The sequence below is a fragment of the Methanobacterium formicicum DSM 3637 genome, from assembly GCF_000302455.1.
GTDB classification, from domain to species: Archaea; Methanobacteriota; Methanobacteria; order Methanobacteriales; family Methanobacteriaceae; genus Methanobacterium; species Methanobacterium formicicum_A.
Genome location: NZ_AMPO01000003.1, coordinates 142,307 through 163,452, shown reverse-complemented (window position 1 = coordinate 163,452; position 21,146 = coordinate 142,307). Strand labels below are relative to the sequence as shown.

General features: G+C 40.8%; 20 protein-coding genes. 13 read left to right on the top strand and 7 right to left on the bottom strand.

The genetic code is table 11. The features are described from left to right. Positions 1 to 174: 174 nt before the first annotated feature. Positions 175 to 1,479, bottom strand: a complete 1,305-nt coding sequence (locus A994_RS04840; RefSeq protein WP_004030207.1) for a prephenate dehydrogenase — start codon at positions 1,477 to 1,479, stop codon at positions 175 to 177. A 223-nt stretch (positions 1,480 to 1,702) separates the two neighbouring features. After that, positions 1,703 to 2,023, bottom strand: coding sequence for a hypothetical protein (locus A994_RS04835; RefSeq protein WP_004030206.1), 321 nt, complete (start codon positions 2,021 to 2,023; stop codon positions 1,703 to 1,705). A gap of 340 nt (positions 2,024 to 2,363) precedes the next feature. Here A994_RS04835 and A994_RS04830 point away from each other — a divergent pair, with 340 nt between their 5' ends. The 3 genes from A994_RS04830 to A994_RS04820 all read left to right on the top strand — a co-directional run bounded on the left by A994_RS04830 (position 2,364) and on the right by A994_RS04820 (position 5,826). After that, the gene (locus A994_RS04830; RefSeq protein ID WP_004030205.1) at positions 2,364 to 3,425 is read left to right on the top strand and encodes an mRNA surveillance protein pelota; all 1,062 of its coding nucleotides are present in this window, start codon (positions 2,364 to 2,366) and stop codon (positions 3,423 to 3,425) included. A 129-nt stretch (positions 3,426 to 3,554) separates the two neighbouring features. Further along, entirely contained in the window at positions 3,555 to 4,787 is a 1,233-nt protein-coding gene (locus A994_RS04825) for a radical SAM protein (RefSeq protein ID WP_004030204.1), read from the top strand. A 127-nt stretch (positions 4,788 to 4,914) separates the two neighbouring features. Then, on the top strand, positions 4,915 to 5,826 hold the full coding sequence (locus tag A994_RS04820; protein WP_004030203.1) for a cell wall biosynthesis protein: 912 nt from the start codon (positions 4,915 to 4,917) through the stop codon (positions 5,824 to 5,826). Positions 5,827 to 5,870: 44 nt separating this feature from the next. On the opposite strand, the gene A994_RS04815 is transcribed toward A994_RS04820, so the two are convergent. From A994_RS04815 to A994_RS04805, 3 genes are all read right to left on the bottom strand, one after another. Further along, complete coding sequence (locus A994_RS04815; RefSeq protein ID WP_004030202.1) at positions 5,871 to 7,001, bottom strand: ABC transporter permease; 1,131 nt, start codon at positions 6,999 to 7,001, stop codon at positions 5,871 to 5,873. A gap of 61 nt (positions 7,002 to 7,062) precedes the next feature. Further along, positions 7,063 to 8,202: an ABC transporter permease gene (locus A994_RS04810; RefSeq protein ID WP_004030201.1), complete on the bottom strand. Its 1,140-nt coding sequence runs from the start codon at positions 8,200 to 8,202 to the stop codon at positions 7,063 to 7,065. Further along, positions 8,199 to 8,954, bottom strand: coding sequence for an ABC transporter ATP-binding protein (locus A994_RS04805; protein ID WP_004030200.1), 756 nt, complete (start codon positions 8,952 to 8,954; stop codon positions 8,199 to 8,201). Before A994_RS04805 ends, A994_RS04810 begins: the two co-directional genes overlap by 4 nt. A gap of 129 nt (positions 8,955 to 9,083) precedes the next feature. Here A994_RS04805 and A994_RS04800 point away from each other — a divergent pair, with 129 nt between their 5' ends. Together A994_RS04800 and A994_RS04795 are read left to right on the top strand one after the other, a co-directional pair. Continuing rightward, positions 9,084 to 9,923 (top strand): TrmB family transcriptional regulator, encoded by an 840-nt coding sequence (locus A994_RS04800; protein WP_237739700.1) that lies wholly within the window; start codon positions 9,084 to 9,086, stop codon positions 9,921 to 9,923. A gap of 301 nt (positions 9,924 to 10,224) precedes the next feature. After that, complete coding sequence (locus A994_RS04795) at positions 10,225 to 11,277, top strand: glycosyltransferase (RefSeq protein WP_004030198.1); 1,053 nt, start codon at positions 10,225 to 10,227, stop codon at positions 11,275 to 11,277. Between the two features lie 104 nt (positions 11,278 to 11,381). On the opposite strand, the gene A994_RS04790 is transcribed toward A994_RS04795, so the two are convergent. Further along, entirely contained in the window at positions 11,382 to 12,680 is a 1,299-nt protein-coding gene (locus A994_RS04790; protein ID WP_004030197.1) for an FAD-dependent oxidoreductase, read from the bottom strand. A gap of 243 nt (positions 12,681 to 12,923) precedes the next feature. On the opposite strand from A994_RS04790, the gene A994_RS04785 reads away from it, so the two are divergent. After that, positions 12,924 to 13,175 carry a HypC/HybG/HupF family hydrogenase formation chaperone gene (locus A994_RS04785; protein WP_004030196.1) on the top strand — a complete coding sequence of 84 codons (252 nt, stop codon included), beginning with the start codon at positions 12,924 to 12,926 and terminating at the stop codon, positions 13,173 to 13,175. A gap of 355 nt (positions 13,176 to 13,530) precedes the next feature. On the opposite strand, the gene A994_RS04780 is transcribed toward A994_RS04785, so the two are convergent. Next, entirely contained in the window at positions 13,531 to 14,034 is a 504-nt protein-coding gene (locus tag A994_RS04780; RefSeq protein WP_004030195.1) for a hypothetical protein, read from the bottom strand. Positions 14,035 to 14,363: 329 nt separating this feature from the next. Between A994_RS04780 and trpE the strand changes: the two genes are divergently transcribed. The 7 genes from trpE (at position 14,364) to trpD (ending at position 21,112) form a co-directional block, all read left to right on the top strand. Continuing rightward, complete coding sequence (trpE, locus tag A994_RS04775; protein ID WP_004030194.1) at positions 14,364 to 15,755, top strand: anthranilate synthase component I; 1,392 nt, start codon at positions 14,364 to 14,366, stop codon at positions 15,753 to 15,755. Continuing rightward, entirely contained in the window at positions 15,752 to 16,330 is a 579-nt protein-coding gene (locus tag A994_RS04770) for an anthranilate synthase component II (protein WP_004030193.1), read from the top strand. Before trpE ends, A994_RS04770 begins: the two co-directional genes overlap by 4 nt. Further along, entirely contained in the window at positions 16,327 to 17,127 is an 801-nt protein-coding gene (locus A994_RS04765) for an indole-3-glycerol phosphate synthase TrpC (protein WP_004030189.1), read from the top strand. The genes A994_RS04770 and A994_RS04765 overlap by 4 nt, the downstream gene beginning before the upstream one ends. A gap of 52 nt (positions 17,128 to 17,179) precedes the next feature. Continuing rightward, positions 17,180 to 17,917 (top strand): phosphoribosylanthranilate isomerase, encoded by a 738-nt coding sequence (locus tag A994_RS04760; protein WP_004030188.1) that lies wholly within the window; start codon positions 17,180 to 17,182, stop codon positions 17,915 to 17,917. Positions 17,918 to 17,966: 49 nt separating this feature from the next. Next, positions 17,967 to 19,148: a tryptophan synthase subunit beta gene (gene trpB / locus A994_RS04755; RefSeq protein ID WP_004030187.1), complete on the top strand. Its 1,182-nt coding sequence runs from the start codon at positions 17,967 to 17,969 to the stop codon at positions 19,146 to 19,148. Then, positions 19,145 to 19,963 (top strand): tryptophan synthase subunit alpha, encoded by an 819-nt coding sequence (gene trpA / locus A994_RS04750; RefSeq protein ID WP_004030186.1) that lies wholly within the window; start codon positions 19,145 to 19,147, stop codon positions 19,961 to 19,963. Before trpB ends, trpA begins: the two co-directional genes overlap by 4 nt. A gap of 63 nt (positions 19,964 to 20,026) precedes the next feature. Then, positions 20,027 to 21,112, top strand: a complete 1,086-nt coding sequence (trpD, locus tag A994_RS04745; protein ID WP_004030185.1) for an anthranilate phosphoribosyltransferase — start codon at positions 20,027 to 20,029, stop codon at positions 21,110 to 21,112. Positions 21,113 to 21,146: the final 34 nt, after the last annotated feature.

Below are 21,146 nucleotides of genomic sequence, written 5' to 3'. Positions count from 1 at the left end.
AACTTATGTTACTTTAACATTGTAGGTTCTACTATATAAAGGTTGTGGTTATTATTTCTTTATGAAGTTCCAACAAAAAAGAGAGAATCGAAAATAATAATAATCATTTAAAAAAAAAACCTTAAAAAAGTTTAAAAACAAATTTAATTCAGTTATTAAAGTGAATTTCAATTTTTAACGGATTATGCCACCAAATCCAGTTAGAAGTTCCTGGACCCTTTCCATGGATTCCAGCGATAACACCTGGTAGGTAAAAGTGATACTTTTTTTGCCCTCTGGAATCTGACCTCCATAATAAACATCCTTAACTTCAGAACTCACCACCCCTTCTATTGATCTGATGACTCTGGAAATTAACTCTGGTTGAGAGGTTTCCGGTAAAACCACAGAAACATCCAGTTTCTTCAAAGGTAGATTACCAGTTTTCCATGATTTTAATTCTTCACCACTTAAAACTTCAATGTTGGAAAGTTTGAGCTTCACAGTTCGGTTATTTTCTTTCAAAATAACAAAATCAGGAGATAATGACTCCAGGATACCTAGATGGACTTTTCCAGAGTACATGTGGCGCAGGCCCACTTCCATTCCCACCGAGTTTTTAAGGTGGGTTACCTCGGCATTCAAAGCAGATATGGCTTTATCTGATCTTCCCAGAGAGGCTTCCAGATCATTTAAATGTTTAGCAGCAGAACTCATTGCTTTTACAAATTCATCCTGATTTTCATCGCTTATCATGGATTTAAGATCTTGAAATGTCTCCAGGAATGTTTGGTGAACTTCAGGAATGTATTTATTCTGAGTTTGAATGGAATAGTAAAGGTAAGGATTTTGAGCCACAATTCGGGCCACCATATCCAGCATCAGATTGTAAATGGGGCTGGCAAATTTGCGAGATTCTTTTATATCCACTCCCATCTTTTCAATGGTGCTGGCTATGGCGATGTAAGCAAAATGGGTTAAACCCTGAACAATACTCATCATTCGGTCGTGCTGTTCTGGTGTTGTCTCTAGAATACGGGCCCTTTCTAATTTTAATAGTTCTAAAACCTTTGGGTACCATTTCCCTTTTTTTTGAGGGGTGAGCACTATTACCTGTCCCTCCAGCGATCTTATCCTGGGACCAAACATGGGATGGGTAGGAAGTACTTCCACACCAGGAGGAGCGTATTTTTGCATGGTTTCTGCGGGTAATTCTTTAACCGATGTCACATCCACCAGCAGTGATCCTTCCTGAAGGTGGGGTGCCACTTCCTTTATGGTCTGAGATGTGAATTCAATGGGAACTGCTATTATTACCACATTTGCATGTGATGCTGCCTGTATGTTGTCTGATGTATATAATACACCCATTTTATTGGCTATATCTTCTCCAACAATGGAATTTCTACCGGTGAGGGTAATCTGACATCCCTTCTCCTGAAGAAAATTAGCTATCCAGTTTCCCAGTCCCCGGGTCCCGCCTATAACCGCTACATGCATAGATTATCTATTATGCAGCGAAGGATATTAAATTTTTCATGTCACTGATGAATTATTTCCACATTAAATTATTTGTAACTCCATGAGTATCCGGTAATCCAAGCAGGATAATCATATAATCTGCAGAAGAACTCCGTAATCCAAGTAGAAGAATCATTCAATGTGCTGAGGATTCCTGGATCTATAGATGAAACACACCATACATTCAAATAACAGCATCAAACTAAATTTTCAGTGTTCCGACCTTCTCTTTACCTACATTTCCTGCCATAGAATCCAGTGTCTCCATAAACTCCATGAGTCTTGGTTTTTGCATCACTTCCAAAAACATTTCCAGCTGAATTTTCTGCTGTATAAATATACCCCTACGTTTAATGGGTCGCCCAAACTCATCTAAAGGATTTATTTCTACCATAATACTCTCCTGATCACCCCGGGTTGGAGCTTTAATCAGGAATACACCATCCAAAGACGTTGGAACCCTTTGCCACGGTTTTACATTATCCAGGGTTTCTTTTATTTTACTTTCCAGTTGACTGTCCATTTTAATCACCAACCCATAATATGTAATACATTTTATATATAAGTTATGATTAAAGGAACAAAACTTATGAGTTAGATAAGAGAAATTAAGGATGTTGGAAAAAGATTAAAAGATAAAACACGGAAAATATAGGGATAAAAACAGCTAAGTTATTTCATTCCTAAAGTTATTTTCCCAAGTTATTTTCATTCCATAGTGAGAATCATTTTTGGATAGTTCCAAATTAATTATAACATCAAAATTAATTCTTAACAATTCATCGAAAAATCTGTATAAAATTCTTAAAATACATCCACTTAGAATACATCAATCCACATAAATTCAAAATAAAGGTATTAAAATGCGTATAGTTCATCAGGACACCAAAAGAGGAATTATAGAGTTATTTCCCGAAACTCTGGATGACCTCTGGCATCTTTCCCACTTAATAGAACCAGGAGACCTGGTCTCATCCCGAACCACCCGCCGTATACAGGACACCACAGGAGAACGCCTGCGAAGTGACAGAGGGATTAAAAAAACATTTTTCATGGGGATAAGAGTGGAAAGCATCAGTTTCCACAAATACACCGGAAAACTGCGGGCAAAGGGAGTTATTGAAAGGGGACCGGAAGACATGGTTTCACTGGGTTCCCACCACACCCTGGATTTGAAGCTCAACAATTCTGTGAAAATACAGAAGGAAAGATGGTCCAGGTGGCATCGTAAACGAATTAAAGAATCTATAGAAGCTTCTAAAATACCAAAAGCTCTGGTAGTGGTAATTGAGGATGATAATGCCGATATGGGCATTTTAAGGCAGTATGGAGTGGAGTATTACGGGCCGATTATTGGGGGAATCTCTGGAAAAAGGAACATCCAGAAAAACCGTCAGAAGGTCATTGATAATTTTTACCAGGAAATTGTCAGCACCATTGAAAAATTTGAGGGCATTGAAGGCATAGTTATTGCCGGACCCGGATTTGGTAAAAATGATTTTTATCAGTTCCTCAGCCAGAAATATCCGGATATCACCCGTATTTCCCGGTTGGAAAGTACCGGTGCCGGAGGACGATCCGGAATTCACGAGGTGCTGCAGAAGGGTATCCTGGAAGAAATGGCCACCGAAGGACGGATTGCCCAGGAAACACGCATGATAGCCCGTGTTCTGGAAGAAATCGGGAAAAGCTCCAACATGGTAACCTACGGGAAAAAGGAGGTTAAAACTGCCGCCGAAGCAGGGGCTGTTGAAGAACTGCTGATAATCGACGAGCTGCTCCGTGAACGGGACATAGAAAAGATCATGGATCTGGTTGAAAACCTGGGAGGTAAAGTAATGGTCATAAGCAGTGAACACGATGGTGGGAAACAGTTGGGTGCCCTGGGCGGAGTTGCTGCTTTATTAAGGTACACGCTGAATTAACAGATTTGAAAATAATAGACTGAAAGAATAGACTGAAACTAATATTTTTCGTTAAATGGCCGCCCTGTTAAATAATTGGTTTTTAATGACACTTTTTAATTTCCTTAATTGAAGCGAGGTTCAATTTGAATGAAAGTCATCAGGGATAAAGATAAGTGTATTCACTGCCGAATGTGTGAAATGGTTCTCTGTCCTGCAGGAAGTGCCTGGAGAAGTTTAAATGAAGATGAGTGTGTTGGCTGTGGAGCCTGTGCCATTGCCTGTCCCGAAACTGCCATTATAGTCCGAAAGGATAATTTAGCCACGGCATCCTCTGAAAAAACAGTACATGTTAATGGTGAAAAAATAAAAACATCTGGCCTCATCAGGGATGCTCTACGTGATGCAGGAGTGATAATCACTGAATTCCCATTCGAACCATCTGAAAGTAATTTAATACCAACCAGTACCATGCCCTGCCTTTCAGGAGGTTGCTGGTCCTGTGCAGTGAAAGTTGATGGTAGATACGCACTTTCCTGTATCACACCATTACATGAAGGTATGAAAATTGAATTACTCGGCCAAATGCCTGCATTACGGGTAGTAAGTGGATTCGGAGCCCATACTGTAGGTGGGGTGGGAACTCCCTATCAGCTTAAAAAAAATGAATACCCTGTAGAAATTAACTGTTTCACCCATGGATGTAATTTACGCTGCCCCCAGTGCCAGAATTATGGCATGGCATTTACTGCCCGAGGACATCTCATGGATGCTGAAGAAACCGCCAGGATACTTCTTGGACTCAGTATACAACACCAAGTTGACAGGATAGCGATATCTGGTGGGGAAAGTACCTTAAATCCCCACTGGCTCCTAGAATTGATTAAATATATCCGTAATGAGGATAACGATATTCACATTCACGTGGACACCAATGGAACAGTACTCACCACCCCCTACATTGACCAATTGGTTAAAGCCGGAATGACAGAATTAGGAGTGGATCTTAAGGGAATTCATACCCGGACTTTCCAGAGAATAACCGGGCTCAATGATACTGAACTGGCAGATAAATACCTTAAAACATCATGGGCTGCTGTTGAATATGCTCTAACAGAATATCATGATAATTTATTCCTGGGAATTGGCATACCCTACAATCAAAACCTTATCTCCCTAGAAGAAGTGGAAGAAATGGGTAGAAAAATAGTGAATTTAAAGGATGATACTCAGGTTTGTGTGCTTGATTATCGAGGTGAATTCAGGAAGAAAGAACTTATATTGCCCTCTTATTTAGAGATGATGCAAGTAAAAAAGATTTTAAATGATACTGGACTTAAAACTGTCATTGCCCAAACTTCTGAAGGACATATAGGTCCCTGAAGCAGAACTTACCAAACTAATGGCAAATTTAAGTATTCAGGTTTTTAAAGTAAACTTCTGATATATCAATGGAATACCAGACTGACCTACATATTTATCGTAAATATTTTATTATAAGTGATGTTAAATGATTATCATGGATTTAATTTGGCTAATTGCGATTTTCATTCTCTCGGGGATTTTAACCTCCTTATTCAAGAGTATATTCACCCGTCTGGGAGGAAACCTTTACACACCAATAAGGGGCGGAACCCCCCGTGCAGTGGGAATTGCTCCATTTATAGTTCTTTTATTATTTTTTCCACCGCCAGGGAACTATTTAATAGCTTTAATTGGAATATTCGCTTTTTTAGATGATATAATTGGTAGAAAAAAGATTAAAGGAATGCCTTTTGAGTTTGGTCAACTTTCAAGAGGTATAGGTATGCTTCTGGTTATGGTAATTGGATATGCCTATTTTGGACCAGCATCCATCCTGATTGCACTGATGATCCAGCCCATGAACATCGCGGACATGCAACCGGGTACCAGCGCATCAACGGTGATCATAATGGGTCTTCTAATGGCCATCCTTCTCTATCTCACCACTGGTAATCCATACTCGCCAGCCCTGATTCTACTGGCAGTATGCCTGGGTTACGCACCACTGGATTACCAGGGAAAGATAATGATGGGCGAAGTTGGAAATCACTCCTTCGGAGTTGGCCTGGGAGTGACATACACTCTGCTGGCCGGTAACATAGCCAATTTCCATAACTGGGGAAGTGGAGGAGTGTTTATAGTTGTACTGATCCTTCTAATCTTTACCGCACTACTCATAGCCCTCCTGAGACAGAAGAATCTTAAAAATTTCCTGGAAACCAACCTTCAAATCCCCAACCCAGGTTACGGTGACCTGGTGATGGACGTACTGACCGGTGGCGGCCTAGGAGACCTTTTACGAAGAATAATACTTAGAAAGCGCACTATAACTATTAAAAACAGGTTTTTAATCGTTTTGGGCATGAGAAGACTTTTTTATAACCCTCATGCAGTTTAAAAAAAATTAAAAATGAGGAATTCATTTTATTTTCCCCTATTTATTCACACCTTTTGATCATTTCTTTGATCATCCCCTGATTTTTGCACCAACTTCAAACCAGCCATGGACACGATTACTGCCACTGCGAGTATTACCAGTAAAGCTACGAGATCTGTTCCCACATCAGCCAGGGAAAAGCCTTTTATGGTTATGCTTTTCATGGCATCCAGTGCATAGGTAAAGGGTAAACTGTAGGATACAAGCTGGGTGTACTGGTCGAATCGACTAACAGGTATGAATAATCCGCTGAATACCACCTGCAGTATAAGAACCACAGCAAAAAGACCAAATGCCTGGTTTCTGGTTTGGGTGATGGAAGTGAAGAGAACTCCCAGGGATGTTCCCACCAGAGATATCAACAACATTACCAGTACCACACTGGTAAGACTTCCCACTATAGTGGCTCCCATTATAAAGATCAAAAACGCCAGGACAATGGGAATTATAAGGAATCCAAAGATACACAAGCCCAGAATGTAAGCTATTACACCTTTAACCGGTGATACGGCCATCCTACTGAACAGGCCTGTCTTTTTATCCTGGAGAACTCTCACTAAAGCTATGATCAGTGATAGTACCAGTGTGATCAAAACCATGAACCGGTACAGTATGAGATCAGTGAAATCCAATCCAGTTCCGTATAAATCATTTACATTAACTGTTAAAGGCTGGGTGATGTTGGCAGTTTTTGCTGCCACTGCTGTGACAGAAGTTGAAACTGCTTTACTATCCAGTATATTCATGGTCTGGTCAGTTCCCTCCAGAGTCATGTTTAGCTGGGCATTTTTTCTGGTTAAATCCGTGGTGAAATTTTCCGGGAACACCAGGGCTGCGGAAATGGTTTTATCATTAAGATCTCCTGTTATTTGGTCCTGGCTAATGTAGACCACCGAAACATTTTCCTGATTTTTTAGTTCTTCAATTATACTTGATGAGGCACTGAAGTTTCCCAGTCCCTTATCGTAGTTCACCACTCCTATTTTAACCGGATCCTGAGTGCCAACCATGGTTACCATGTACCCCACAATAATCATGATTATAAGTGGTGCAATGATGGCTAATCCAAGAGTTTGCTTGTTTAATCCATTTTTAAAAACATGTTTTATCATTCCAGTGAAACTGTCGTTTTCCATTAATTAATCCCCCAAAATTTTTTAAAATAACGTGGTTCATTACCCAACACCAAAAATGATTTTATTGTTTACCCCTCCGGAGAGTGTAAACTGCCAGAACCATGAACACAATTGCAAACAGTATTAGGGCCAGTAGATCAGGCCATATCATGTCCAGACCCCCTCCTTTGAGCATGACTGCACGGCAAGCATCCACTGCATAGGTGGGAGGAACCAGATAGGAGAATGGTCTTAACCATTCAGGAATAGCCTGTATGGGCCAGAAAACACCTGAAAGCAGGAATGCCGGTAAAATTACAAATGGGAAGAATTGTATTGCCTGTTCTGGACGTTTAGCAAGGCTTGAAAGGAGTATCCCCAGGGCCTGGCAGGTTACGGCCAGAATAGCCACTGCCAAAAATGCCAGGAGCACATTTCCCACTACCATGATGTTGAAAACCAGGATTGCAATTGAAAGGAGTAGTGCAACCTGTATAATTCCAAAGGTACCGAATGTAATGGCGTATCCAGTAACGATCTCACCTTCAGTCACTGGACTGGCCAGTACCCTTTCCAGGGTCCCACTGGATCTTTCCCCTACAAAGGTGATCAGGGTCAGGATGGTGGTTAAAAGGTAAACTACAAAAGCCAGAATTCCTGGGACGAAAAAATCAACAAAATCAGCATCCTGTCCATAAATCGGGTTAGAAGTAATGTTGATGGCTGGTTTGACCCCTTGTTCTGCCATGGTGTCAGAAAGTGCCTGGTTAACTGTTTTCAGGATGGCATTTTTTACATTGGTTATACTGTCATCACCCTGGATCAGGATCTGACCATTATCTGGATAGGATGAATTTGTAGTTTTTAACATGGAGTTTCTGGTGAAATTCTGAGGAAATATTATGACTGCTGATGCCTGGCCATTGGCCACTTTTTCCCGGGCTTCATCAGTACTGTTCATGTTTTCAATGTTCAGCACCTTGGTGTCCAGGTGGGAGATGATCTCATCAGAAAGGTAGGTGGTGTTTCCAAAGCCAGGAGTGTAACCTTGGTCCTGATTAACTATTACAACATTAACCCCTTCCACATCACCACTGAAGGCCACACCAAAGACACACATGGCAAATATCGGTGCTAAAAAGAGCATTGCTAAGCTGCGCTTGTCATTGACCACATCCCGAAAGACGCGACGAGTGACCGCCATGACCCGGTAGAACTTCATGATTTAACCCCCTTAATTGACTTATCCCTACCAGAAAACACCAGGAAGGCATCTTCAAGAGAATCTTTCCCACTTTTTTCCAGAAGATTGGAGGGGGCATCCTCGGCTATTATACGGCCACGTTGCATGAATCCAATGCGGTCACAGTGACGGGCTTCATCCATGTAGTGGGTGGTGATGAGAATGGTAACTCCCCTTTCACGCAACCGGTTGAAATAATTCCAGAATGAAACTCTAAGTTCTGGATCAACTCCCACCGTGGGTTCATCTAAAAAAAGCAGCTCTGGCTGGTGTATAAGGGTACATGCCAGTGAAACCCTGTGTTTCATTCCCCCGGAGAGGTTTTCTACCATTTCATGTTTCCAGTCAGACAGATCCACAAATTTTAACAGTTCATCTTCCCTTTTTTCTATTTCTTCCCTTTTCAGGTTGAAAATCCGGCCATAGAACTTCATATTCTGATCCACGGTAAGTCCCAGATACAAACCAGTTTCCTGGGGCATGTATCCGATCCTGGATACAACCTTTCCATCTGGTATTTCCTCCCCCAGAACCCTGGCCTCTCCACTGGTTGGATTCAGTACGCTGCAGAGCATTTTAATTAACGTGGTCTTTCCCGCACCATTAGGACCTAAAAGACCGTATATCTCACCTTTTTTAACCTGTAAGTTTAAATTATCAACAGCCATAAAATTTCCAAACTTTTTTACCAGTTTAGATGTTGTTATGGCCATTTCACCATGTTGTTTCATGATCGATCCCCACTGCATATTTTTTTCTGGTTTAAGACCTATTTCACACGATTATGATCTTGTAATGAGCAAGCTTTTATAAGTTTTGTCACTAAATGAGTATAAAATGAAACAAATATAGCTGGTGTAGTGATAAAGACAGGTGTAGACATGACTGTAAGCAGAGAAACCCTAGAAGCCCTGGAGAGTTTGGGACTCACTGACTATGAAACCCGCACCTACGTGGCCCTGAATTCCATAATATCTGGAACTGCCACTGAAATAAGCCAGGCCTCCCAGGTTCCCAGATCCCGGATATACAACATTCTTAAAAGTCTGGCAGGTAAAGGTTTCCTGGAGATAAATCGAGGAAAACCACTGACTTTCACGGTAATCCCCCCACATGAGGTTTTTGAAAAAAATAGGAATAATATCAGAAGGAAGTTGGAACGAGCCGAGGCAGAATTGAATGTTATTTACGAAAATCAAATCCCCCAGGTACCAGCCCCTATCTGGATTCTCCACGGTCCAGACAAGATAGTAAATAAAGAAATGGAAATAATTTCCCGGGCTAAAAAATCAATATTCGTTATGGGAGGACTTATGTTCCCGGGGGAACCCGCAAAACTAGGTATGAATCTTCAAAAAACTCTTAAAAAAGGGATCGATACTCGGATCTTAACTGCTCCTACCTGTAATGTGGATGGAGTGGAAGTTCCAGTCATGGAAGTTCTGAAAGAACTACCGACAGAAACCAAGTTTTTCCCGGTTCCCTACATTAAACTGGTGGTCCGGGACCGGCAGGAGATGTTGATTGCCTTCTGTAAACTATCTGGAAAAACTGCCATATCCGAAACTGCCATCTGCATATGGAACCAGTATGAAGAATTCGTGGATACCATAGCTGGAATTTACGATTTCATATGGAGTATGGACTTCTTCAGTCAGGATTTCAATCTAAAAAAGTCTTCAGATAAATTTTCAGATTAGCTTTCGATAGGATTTTAGATTGGAAATATTAAAAAAAATAACTGGGTGGATTTAAGATCACAATTTTATAGATTGACATTCAAAAATTCTTACAGTAGCCATTTCTGGATTCAACCATCTTATAACCAAATCAAATCCTGCATAATATCTATACTTAAAAGGGAATCATCCAATATTGTGAAAATTATAACGTGAATTAGAAGAATGATCGTGAATTACCCAATAATAGGCATGAATTACCCAATATAGTCTTTATTCAATGTGAGAACGTTTTAAAATAAAAAAATAAATGGTTTTTTAAATGAAAGCATTATTCATAGTTACCGGAAGAGGAATAGGCGGAGACGCAGTTACTGGTCTTAACATTGCCCTAGCGCTTGAGAAATATGGTGTTAAATGTGAATTTGCACTGGATCACAGTGCACCGGGATTACTGCTTAAAAAATATGACCTGCCATGGTATAAAATCAGCATCCCCCAGGCAGGAGGTCATGCTGCCACCAAAAAAACTCTGGCCAAAGCTGCGGTCAAAACTTCAAAAGCAGCCATGGAAGCAGCCCGCCTCATACGAAAAGTGAAACCTGACGTGGTGGTTGGTGTTATTGGAGGTGGAGCTGTGGTGGGATGTTTAGGAGCTAAAATGGCTAACACCCCCTCGGTTGGTATTTTAATCACCCCCACCGATGCTAAAGTATGTACCAGAATAACCACCACCGTGGCGCTTCCTGAATCTAACCTTTTCCAGATGAACCTGGAGAATAAGGATATTCACAAAGCTTATTCACCGGTGGATCCTTCCATAATTGTTGGTGACCGTGACAAGGCATTGAAGTTAATGCCCGAAGGATTTGATGAGAGCCGCCCCACGATTCTATTTTCCTCAGGTTCCACTCTATTTGAAAAAATGGCACTTGGGGCATCAAAACTGGCTAAAAGTGGATTAAATGCCAATATACTGGTAGTTGGAGCACCACTGGAAGAAAAATACAGAGAATACCTTAAAGAAGAGAATATATTTTATCTGGAGTATATTAACTGGATCCGGGACCTCTATAAAGTGGTGGATCTGGCTGTGCTGACTGATGATGGTATGATGATTCAGGAAGCAATTGCCTGTCAGTTACCCATCATAGCCCTTTTGGGAGTTAAATACGGGCGTTATCATAACCTGGCTGACATATTTAATGGCGCAGTCCTGGAAAGTGAACTGGAAGACATTGTCACAGTCACCGAAGAAGCATTCGGTGATCTTGCCCAACTCACCAACAATGCTCAAAGATACAGCCCGGATGTTCTGGAAGCTTCAGATAGTATAGCCCAAATAATATACGGTAAAATAAAAAAAGAAAGGTAATTTAATTGAATTAAACATCCTATAGTTTAAATACTCAATAGTTTAAAATACCCCACTTTTTTAAAACAGCACACTTTTTTAAAAAACCCCATCTTAAATTATATTTAACCATATCGGGATAGATAGTGAAGTAATTTGTAAAGGGCATCAGTTGAGGGATGAGTTTCGATGAAATCATCAAAATCTGAAGTTTTATAACCTTCCTTGATCATTTTGGCCAGGTAGGGAGTGCTGGTGCTGGAAGAAGGCGAAATTGAAGATACTCTGGTGATTTCACCGGTTTCAAGGTTTGAAGTTATCTTGGTAAATCCAGTTTCCCCATCCAGTGTATGCCAGAATGATCCTGGCCCGGCAGATCCTCTAATACGCACATTGAACTCGTTTTCATTGTCTTCATTATCCAAATCAAAGAAGCTTACTGGGTAGTATAGGTTCAGTGATTGGGGTATCAACTGGTAGTCCATGGTGGCGGATATATCACAGGCATTTCTGGCGGCTATCACTCCTTCTCTGCGGGCCACCGGAACGTTGCCCACAGTTCCCACCACGTCTCCTGCAGCATAAATAGAAGGATTACTGGTTCTCATCTGTTTATTAACAATGATTTCCTTTTTTGAACCGATTTCAACCATTCCCTGGGCTATTTCAGAGTTGGGAACCATGCCGGTGGCCATGAACACCAAACCATCCACAAATCCAGTGGATGCCAGAGCACCTTCAGAGGTTATTTCGGATACCACACTATTTTCCAGAATTTTAACATCATTAAGCAGATGCTCAACAATGTAATCCTTTATTTCAGAGTCCAAATTACGTAAAAATTGGCCTCTGCATAATATGGTGACCTTACTACCTAAAGACGAGAATATTCCCGCAAATTCTGCGGCAATCACACCACTCCCTACTATGTTCAGGTTTTCAGGAACCTCTTTAAGGTCCAGTACATCTTTATAGTTTAAGGCCTGTTCAACACCAGGTATGGATGGTAAAAATGGCCGGGAACCGGTAGCGATTAGAAGTTTATCATAGGGGTGCTCTTCTCCATTAAGGAGGACTTTGCCTTCGGCAATTTCTGCTTCCCCCATTATTATTTCCACCCCTGATTGTCGGGTTTCGTGTTTCAATACATTCTCTATTTTCCCGGTGATTTCCCTTATTCCCTCAGCAAGGTGTGAGTAATTAATGGATAGTTCTTCGGAGATTATGCCCATCTTCCGGTAATTTTTAGAGTCTTCATGGAAGCGTACCACGTCGTTTAATCCGCTTATCACCATGCATCCCTCGTGCAGGCAGGTTCCACCTACGTGTTCCTTTTCAATCAGGAAAACTTCTGCTCCCAGTTGCGCTGCTTCCATCGCTGCACTGCGACCGGCTGGTCCTCCTCCAATAATTACCATTTTCATTTAATGTCCCCTTTATAATTTTTTTACCTTGAAATGTTTTAATCAATTTAATTCTAAAAATATTTTAACCAAAAAAATTTTGGCCCCAAGTTATTTATATGGTGATGAGTATCTATTAAAATAACTAAACTTATTCTGGGCAATCTCAGGAGAACCCGGTTTAATACTATTCAATATAAAGTTAATCTAAATTATGAAAATACTGATATTGACTCTTTAAATGAATTTTAAAAGGTGAAAATTGTGTGTATAGCAGCACCAGCTCAAATTGTAGAAATTAAAGATAACGTAGCTACTGTGGATTTTGGTGGAGTAAAGCAACAGGCTAAACTGGATTTAGTTAACGATGTTGATGTTGGTCGTTATGTTCTGGTCCATTCAGGATACGCAATAGAAGTTTTATCAGATCAGGAAGCTCAGGAATCTCTGGAAGCATGGGATGAACTTTTAACGATTCTTGAGGAAGAAGACACCACCAAAGAAAACAATCAATAAATTGAAAATAATCAATGAAATGATTTGTTTAAAAACTTAAAATCACTTATCCTTTTTTAGAAATTCATTGTTTTTATCCGATTTTAAAATTATCCTATTTTAAAATTTATTATTTTTATTCATAAATTACTAAAAATGCGTTCATTTACTAAAAAAGCTAGTTATGGTAAGATAAATCATAGTAAGATAAATCCTAGTAAGATAAATCCTAGTAAGATAAATCCTAGTAAGATAAATCCTAGTAAGATAAATCCTAGTAAGATAAATCCTAGTAAGATAAATCCTAGTAAGATAAATCCTAGTAGATAGTTCTTAGAAGGTAATTCATATAACGGTAACTCTTATAAAGTAATTCTTAATAAATCGAAACTCTCTTTACCCCGGGTATGTCCAGAAATTCCTGGATCATTTCTCCTTTAACTGGTTTTTCAGTGATTATGGTTAGTTTAGGATTTTCTTCCAGTTCAGGGTCCCCAGCATGGGCCTGTCTGATACTGATATTTTCTTGTGATATTAACTGGGTGGCTTTAGCCAGTATTCCAGGTGTACCAGCCTGGGCTTCTATTTCCACCACTCCAAACCGGAGATCACTTGCCACGTTTTTTAAGAGTGCTCCTGCAGGGAATATGTTTCCGAATATTGATGCCAGTTCAGGGTCATCCATTATAACCTCCACTGTAGAGCGAATAGACCTGCGGTCCACACCAGTCCCCCTGGCAAGAGCAACATCACTTATTTCAACATTCCCACAGTATATCTTTCCGTTTTCACCCACCCTAAGCCCTAGCTCAACTATCTTACGGGCTACTCCCATTCTAGCCGGAAATTTATCGAATTTGTGTTTAATACGATCCCACATGGAATAATCACCTGATTAATTTCTACTATCAGTTTTATTTTAATTTAACACCATTAGATTAAAATTTTTTGTTTTTGAATTCTTTGAATCCATTTCAATTAATTTAAGTATCTATAGATCAGTTTATGAATTAGTTTCTTATGAATTAGTTTTTGAATTTCAATATTAATATTCAGGAAATTGCAGTTATCCCTATTTTCATAATTTATAATATGATTTTGATTTGTGATCTTTCATTTGGTATTGCTCATATAATTAATTTTATGCACATATATGTACTCTAAAGGTTTAAATAGTACAATGAAGTATAGGAGTGTTAGTGAATAAATATGGTGACAACATGCAAGGCAGTGAATGTTTTTGGCGAATACAACCTGAAAAATAAAGAAGCTGAAAGGACTAAACTTGACTTTAACGCTCCTTTTGAATTATTTCAAAAAATATACTCTAAATACCCCAGTAGTTTCCTCCTGGAATCCATGGAAAGTGACAGCGGACTGGCCAGGTACTCAGTTCTGGGATTTAACCCCGTAGCAACCCTCAAAGCCCGTGATGGGATTCTTGAAATCATAAAAGAGGATGAAACAGAGGTAATAGAAACCTCAAATCCTTTTAATGAAATAAAAAGTCTCATTGGAAATGGAAGTAACAAGAAAGGTTTCCAGGGAGGACTGGTGGGATACGTATCCTATGAATCAGTGAAGTACTTTGAACCAGTCCCTGTGCAGGAAGGAACATTCCCTGATTATGAATTTGGACTCTTTTTAGATGCTGTGATCTTCGACCGGCTCCAGAATAAATGTGAATACATCACACTGGGCGAAAACAGAATAGACCAAATCAAAGAACTTGAAAAAGAAGAATTTAATGGGGAAAGTATGACTTTCCACGAAATAAAACATCATTTCTCCCAGAATAAATTCGAAAACATGGTTATGGATACCAAGGAAAGAATTAAAGCCGGTGAAATATTCCAGGGCGTTATTTCCAATGCCCGAGAATACATCATCAAGGGAAATAAACTGGCATTCTATGAAACTCTCCGTAACATCAATCCTTCACCATACATGTATCATCTGAAACTTGGTGAAAGGGAAATAATTGGATCCAGTCCTGAAATGCTGGTGAGAGTAGAAGGAAGGGATGTTGAGACCTACCCTATAGCCGGAACCAGGACCCGAGGCACTACTCCAGAAGAAGACCTGAAACTGGAAAAAGAACTCTTAAACGATGAAAAGGAAAAGGCAGAACACCTGATGCTGGTTGATCTTGCCCGTAACGACATAGGTAAGGTGAGTGACTTTGGCACAGTCAACGTGCCCGAATACATGACTGTGAAAAAATTCTCCCATGTGCAGCACATTGTCTCTAACGTGAAGGGAAAACTCCAGAAGGACAAAAATGCAGTGGATGCATTTGCCTCCATGTTCCCAGCAGGCACACTAAGCGGAGCCCCAAAAATACGGGCCATGGAAATAATAGACGAGTTAGAAGGCATACCCCGTGGACCCTACGCCGGAGCAGTAGGTTACTTCTCCTTAAATGGAAATGCAGATTTCGCAATTACCATTAGAACCCTGGTCTGTGATGGTAACCACGGAAAAATACAGGCCGGAGCAGGAATAGTCCATGACTCAGTTCCCACCAGCGAGTACCAGGAATGCGAAAACAAAGCCCAGGCACTTTTAAGTGCATTGAACATGTCAGGTGAAGCTAAATGATTTTAATAATCGATAATTATGATTCTTTCACCTATAACCTCTACCAACTGGTGGGAGAATTTGAAAAAAACATCCAAGTCTTCAGGAATAATGAAATAACTGTGGAAGAAATAAAAAACTTACAACCCGACCGGATCATAATATCCCCGGGTCCCGGAAACCCAGAAAATGAAAGGGATTTCGGTGTCTCCAGAGACACCATCCTGGAACTTGGCCAGGAAATACCAGTACTGGGCGTTTGCCTTGGACATCAAGGAATTTTCACAGCCTTTGGTGGTGAAATCACCCGTACAGAACCAGTCCACGGGAAAAAGAGTCTGATTCATCACCAGAACACCGGCATGTTCCAGGGTGTTAAAAGCCCACTCCAGGCAGCAAGGTACCATTCCCTGGTCTGTAAAAGGGACAGCACACCACCTTCCATGGACATACTGGCTGAAACAGATGATGGGATGATAATGGCAATTAAACACCATGATTATCCCATATTTGGCCTCCAATTCCACCCAGAGTCCATTGGAACGGGTGATGGTAAGAGAATCATGAAAAATTTCTTGGAGATGGAAGTTTTATGAAATTCATTGACATAATCCGAGAAAGGGAAAGGTTGCTGGAGATTAGGAAGAAATACCAACCCCTGGCTGAACTTAAAGAGAACATTAAACGGGTTAAGCTTCGAACAGATTTTAAAAAATCACTAGTTAAAGAAGATGATGTTTCCATTATCTGCGAGTACAAACCAGCATCCCCCTCTCTGGGTGAAATCAGCCAGCTTACAGTGGGTGATGTGGTTCCCCTGTTTGAGGAAGGAGGAGCCAGTGCAGTGAGTGTGCTGACTGAAGAATCATTTTTCAAAAGCAACATTGACAATCTGAAACTGGCCTGCAGAATAACCCGACTTCCCCTACTTCGCAAGGATTTCATCCTGGATCCATATCAGATCTACGAAGCCCGGGCCTACGGTGCAAGTGCAATTCTTTTAATGGCTGATATATATCCAGATCTGAAGGAAGGGATTGAAATATGCAAGTATCTGGATATGGATGCTCTGGTGGAATGTAAAAACCCTGAAGAAATAGAAACAGCCGTTAAATCCGGAGCAGAAGTAATAGGAATAAATAATAGGGACTTCAATGATTTTAAGACTGATCTAGGAAGAACCGAAAAACTGGCCAGTTACGTGCCCTCAAATATCACTCTGGTATCAGAAAGTGGAGTTCAAAGCCCGGAAGATGTGGATTTCCTATCCAAACTGGGCGTAGATGCCCTTCTGGTGGGAAGCAGTATTATGAAATCTTCCCATATCCTGGAAAAAGTTAACAGCCTGGTACTTACCGGGAAAAATTCCAAAACCCGAAGACAAAAGAGATAATTAGAAAATCAGAATATCAAAAGGATCATTAAGGATACGAAAGGTTAAGGACATGAACATTAAAATCTGTGGAATACGCCGAAAAGAAGACCTTTCAACTTGTTTAAAAGCTGGTGCAGATCTAATTGGATTTATCAACATCAAAAGATCCAAAAGAATGGTCAAAATCGAAGAAATAATAGATTTAACCTCATTTATAGATGATAAAAAGAAGGCGGTGCTTGTAATTGAGCCCAAAAATATGGCGGATGCCAAGGAAAGGATAGATAAAACAGGATTGAAGAATATACAACTCCATTCACTCTCTGCTTGTGAGATAGATAGGTTGAAAAAATATTATCAGCTAACCAGTGCAACAGAAGAAAATCAACAAATTAGGAAGGAACATCCCAAGGATAAACAGCTTATTGAAGATAATAACGGTGATTTGACAGTTACCCGGGCCATTGGATTATCAAAAGTAATGTATCCTGAAAAAATTAAGGAAATTCAGGATTTTGCCAGTGTCTGCGATTATATTCTCTTTGATTATGAAGTTAAAGGGAAAACAGGTGGAACTGGAAGACGTATCCCCACAAAAACTGCTATTGAAGCTGCAAAAATTGCAAAGGATAGTAACCCTAATTTAAAACTATTCCTGGCCGGAGGAATGGATAAAAAAAGGATCCAAACAGAATCAGAGATCCTGGAAAAATTCTTTGACTTTGTGGATGTTAACTCTGGAGTGGAAGATGAACCAGGGGTTAAAAATTCTGCTAAAATAATGGAATTAATGAAAATTAAAGATTGAAATGGGAATTAAAATCTAATTAATCTATTTAAATTTAAATGGTGATTTAATGATAAATGATGGAAAATTTGGTAAATACGGAGGAATATTCGTTCCAGAACTCCTTATACCCGCCCTGGAGGAGTTGGAGAAGGCCTTCCTGAAATACAAGGATGATGAAAAATTCAATCAGGAACTTGATTACTACTTAAAGGAATTTGCAGGACGACCCACTGCCCTCTACTATGCCCGTAATCTTTCAGAAAAATTGGGATGTAAAATATACCTTAAACGGGAAGATATGCTCCACACTGGAGCTCACAAAATAAACAATACAATAGGACAGGGACTTCTAGCTAAATATATGGGTAAAACTAGATTAATCGCTGAAACTGGTGCTGGCCAACATGGTATTGCCACAGCAGTGGTGGGATCCCTCCTGGGAATTCCAGTAGAAGTTTACATGGGATCAAACGATGTGGAAAGACAGAAATTGAATGTCCTGAGAATGGAACTATCAGGGGCCAAGGTTTTACCAGTTGATGCCGGTTCACGCACACTGAAAGATGCTATAAATGATGCTTTCCGGGACTGGACTTCCAGTGTGGAACACACCCACTATCTGATTGGTACCACCATGGGCCCCCACCCCTACCCCACCATGGTTAAACACTTCCAGAGCGTGATTGGTAGGGAAGCCCGGGCTGAAATCCTTGAAAAAGAGGGTGAACTTCCAGATGCAGTTATTGCCTGTGTTGGTGGAGGTAGTAATTCCATAGGAATCTTTTCAGGATTCGTGGATGATGAAGCAGTTGAACTCATTGGAGTTGAAGGGGGAGGAGATGGAATCAAAACCCCCCGGACCGGTGCAACCTTATGTAAAGGTACCGAAGGCGTGCTCCATGGATCATTCTCATACGTGCTCCAGAATAACGATGGTCAAATATCTGAAGCCTACTCAGTATCCGCAGGCCTGGACTACCCTGGAGTCGGCCCAGAACATGCCTACCTCCACAGCAGTGGCAGGGCAAACTACGTAGCGGTAACTGACAAAGAAGCCCTCCGTGGTTTTGAACTGCTCTCCAAATACGAAGGTATTATCCCTGCCCTTGAAAGTTCCCATGCTGTTGCTTACATGGAGAAGTATGCTAAGATGCCTGAAAATAAGGGTAAAACCATTGTGGTTAACCTTTCCGGACGAGGAGACAAGGACATGTTTTTAGTTGCCAGTGAACTGGGGGTGGACGTATGAATACCAAAGAAGTAGAAAGCTACCAGGAAATGTTTGCCCGGGTTAAATCCAAAAATGAGGGTGCTTTCATTCCATTTATAGTGGCTGGAGACCCTGACTTTGACACTTCCCTGGAAATAGTGAAGACCTTCGTGGAAAATGGTGCTGATGCCCTGGAGATAGGATTTGCTTTCAGTGACCCTGTTGCTGATGGCCCCACAGTTCAGGACTCCGATTTAAGGGCACTTAAGTCTGGTATGACCACTAAAAGGGGATTTGAATTTGTCAAAAAAATTAGAGAGTTCACATCCATACCCATTGGCCTGCTGGTATATTACAACCTGATTTACAAGATGGGTGTTGACCAGTTCTATGAAGCTGCCTTTGAAAGTGGAGTGAATGCTATTTTAGCAGCAGATTTACCCCCTGAAGAATCAGATGATGCAATTCGTGCCTCCAAAGAGTATGGGGTTCAGCAGATCTTCATGGCTGCCCAGACCACCAGCAATGAAAGGTTGGAAAAAATTTCCAAACTCTGTGATGGATTTCTGTACGTGGTGGCAGTTATGGGAGTCACTGGAGCTAGAGGAAATCTCCAGACAAGCTCTGTAGACCTTATTAAGAGGGTGAGAAGTCACACCGACCTCCCCCTGAGTGTTGGTTTTGGTATTTCCAAACCAGAACACGTTGCCAGTGTGATCAGTGCCGGGGCAGATGGAGCCATTGTGGCCAGTGCCATACTGGATCTGGTAACTGAAAATCTAGAGAATAAAAAGAAAATGCTGGATGAAATTGGGTCTTTCTGTTGCGACCTCAAGGAAGCAACCAGGAAATGAATTACAGCCAAGAAATGAATTGCAACCAGGAAATGATTAGAGTAATAGGAAGGTTATGGTTCGATGATTGCAGAATGTTTAGGTAAGGTAACCTCCAAGCAGGATCTAAGCGAAAATGAAGCTTATGCGTGTATGGTGGAAATGATGGGTGGTCAGTCCAGTGATATGGAGATGGCTGCATTTTTATCGGCACTGGCCACTAAAGGTGAAGTTGTTGATGAAATAACTGGATTTGTTAAGGCCATGCGTGAGTTTTCCATCAAGGTATCTCCCCAGTTAGATGAACCACTGGTTGACACCTGCGGTACTGGGGGAGATAGCTTTAAAACGTTTAATATCAGCACCATTGCCACCTTAATTGCAGCATCATCTGGTGTTCCCATTGCCAAACATGGAAACCGTGCTATAAGCAGTAAATGTGGTGGTGCGGATATTCTAGAGGCCATGGGAGTGAATATAAATTGTGATGCAGCGGGTGTGGAGTTCTGCCTGGAAAATGCAGGGATAGGGTTCATGTTCGCCCCTAACTTCCATCCAGCCATGAAACAGGTTATGCCTGTACGCAGACAGCTGGGTATTCGCACGGTTTTTAACATTTTAGGACCATTAACTTCCCCAGCCAGTGCAGATATTCATCTCATGGGTGTTTTCCATCCAGACTACGTGGAGTTAATTGCCCAGGTCCTCAAAAATCTAGGAGTTAAAAGGGCCATGGTAATGCATGGTTTTGATGAAGCAGGCAAACCAGCCCTGGATGAAATTTCACTCATTGGCAAAACCACCGCAGCCATCCTGGATAATGGTAAAATAGAAGTCCTTCAACTTTACCCTGAAGATTTTGGGCTTGAAATGGTTGACAAAGATTTGATCCGGGCTCAGGATACTCTAAAAGAAAATCTGGAGATTGCAATGGAAGTTCTGGAAGGTAAAATGGGAAATCCTGCTCAGAAGGCCAGGATGGATATCTGTCTAGCCAATGCAGGAGCTATTCTTTTCCTGGCAGGCCAGGCCCGTGACCTTAAAGAGGGAGTGGATTTAGCCAGAGAAAACATCCAGAATGGATGTGCCCTGAGAAAATTGAAGGAGTTTGTGAGAGTTAGCAATGATTCAAGCCATTTAAAGCAACAAATCACAACAGTGTCTAGTTAAATAAAAGTAAACCTAATGATTTGAGAAAAAGGGC

Bases quoted from the DNA above. Each gene is read 5' to 3' on its own strand.
- trpD (WP_004030185.1), top strand. From the start codon at position 20,027: ATGATTGCAGAATGTTTAGGTAAGGTAACCTCCAAGCAGGATCTAAGC.
- A994_RS04780 (WP_004030195.1), bottom strand. From the start codon at position 14,034: ATGTGGGATCGTATTAAACACAAATTCGATAAATTTCCGGCTAGAATG.
- A994_RS04825 (WP_004030204.1), top strand. From the start codon at position 3,555: ATGAAAGTCATCAGGGATAAAGATAAGTGTATTCACTGCCGAATGTGT.
- trpB (WP_004030187.1), top strand. From the start codon at position 17,967: ATGATAAATGATGGAAAATTTGGTAAATACGGAGGAATATTCGTTCCA.
- A994_RS04835 (WP_004030206.1), bottom strand. From the start codon at position 2,023: ATGGACAGTCAACTGGAAAGTAAAATAAAAGAAACCCTGGATAATGTA.
- trpE (WP_004030194.1), top strand. From the start codon at position 14,364: ATGGTGACAACATGCAAGGCAGTGAATGTTTTTGGCGAATACAACCTG.
- A994_RS04830 (WP_004030205.1), top strand. From the start codon at position 2,364: ATGCGTATAGTTCATCAGGACACCAAAAGAGGAATTATAGAGTTATTT.
- A994_RS04840 (WP_004030207.1), bottom strand. From the start codon at position 1,479: ATGCATGTAGCGGTTATAGGCGGGACCCGGGGACTGGGAAACTGGATA.
- A994_RS04805 (WP_004030200.1), bottom strand. From the start codon at position 8,954: ATGAAACAACATGGTGAAATGGCCATAACAACATCTAAACTGGTAAAA.
- A994_RS04765 (WP_004030189.1), top strand. From the start codon at position 16,327: ATGAAATTCATTGACATAATCCGAGAAAGGGAAAGGTTGCTGGAGATT.
- A994_RS04810 (WP_004030201.1), bottom strand. From the start codon at position 8,202: ATGAAGTTCTACCGGGTCATGGCGGTCACTCGTCGCGTCTTTCGGGAT.
- A994_RS04770 (WP_004030193.1), top strand. From the start codon at position 15,752: ATGATTTTAATAATCGATAATTATGATTCTTTCACCTATAACCTCTAC.
- A994_RS04790 (WP_004030197.1), bottom strand. From the start codon at position 12,680: ATGAAAATGGTAATTATTGGAGGAGGACCAGCCGGTCGCAGTGCAGCG.
- trpA (WP_004030186.1), top strand. From the start codon at position 19,145: ATGAATACCAAAGAAGTAGAAAGCTACCAGGAAATGTTTGCCCGGGTT.
- A994_RS04820 (WP_004030203.1), top strand. From the start codon at position 4,915: ATGATTATCATGGATTTAATTTGGCTAATTGCGATTTTCATTCTCTCG.
- A994_RS04815 (WP_004030202.1), bottom strand. From the start codon at position 7,001: ATGGAAAACGACAGTTTCACTGGAATGATAAAACATGTTTTTAAAAAT.
- A994_RS04760 (WP_004030188.1), top strand. From the start codon at position 17,180: ATGAACATTAAAATCTGTGGAATACGCCGAAAAGAAGACCTTTCAACT.
- A994_RS04795 (WP_004030198.1), top strand. From the start codon at position 10,225: ATGAAAGCATTATTCATAGTTACCGGAAGAGGAATAGGCGGAGACGCA.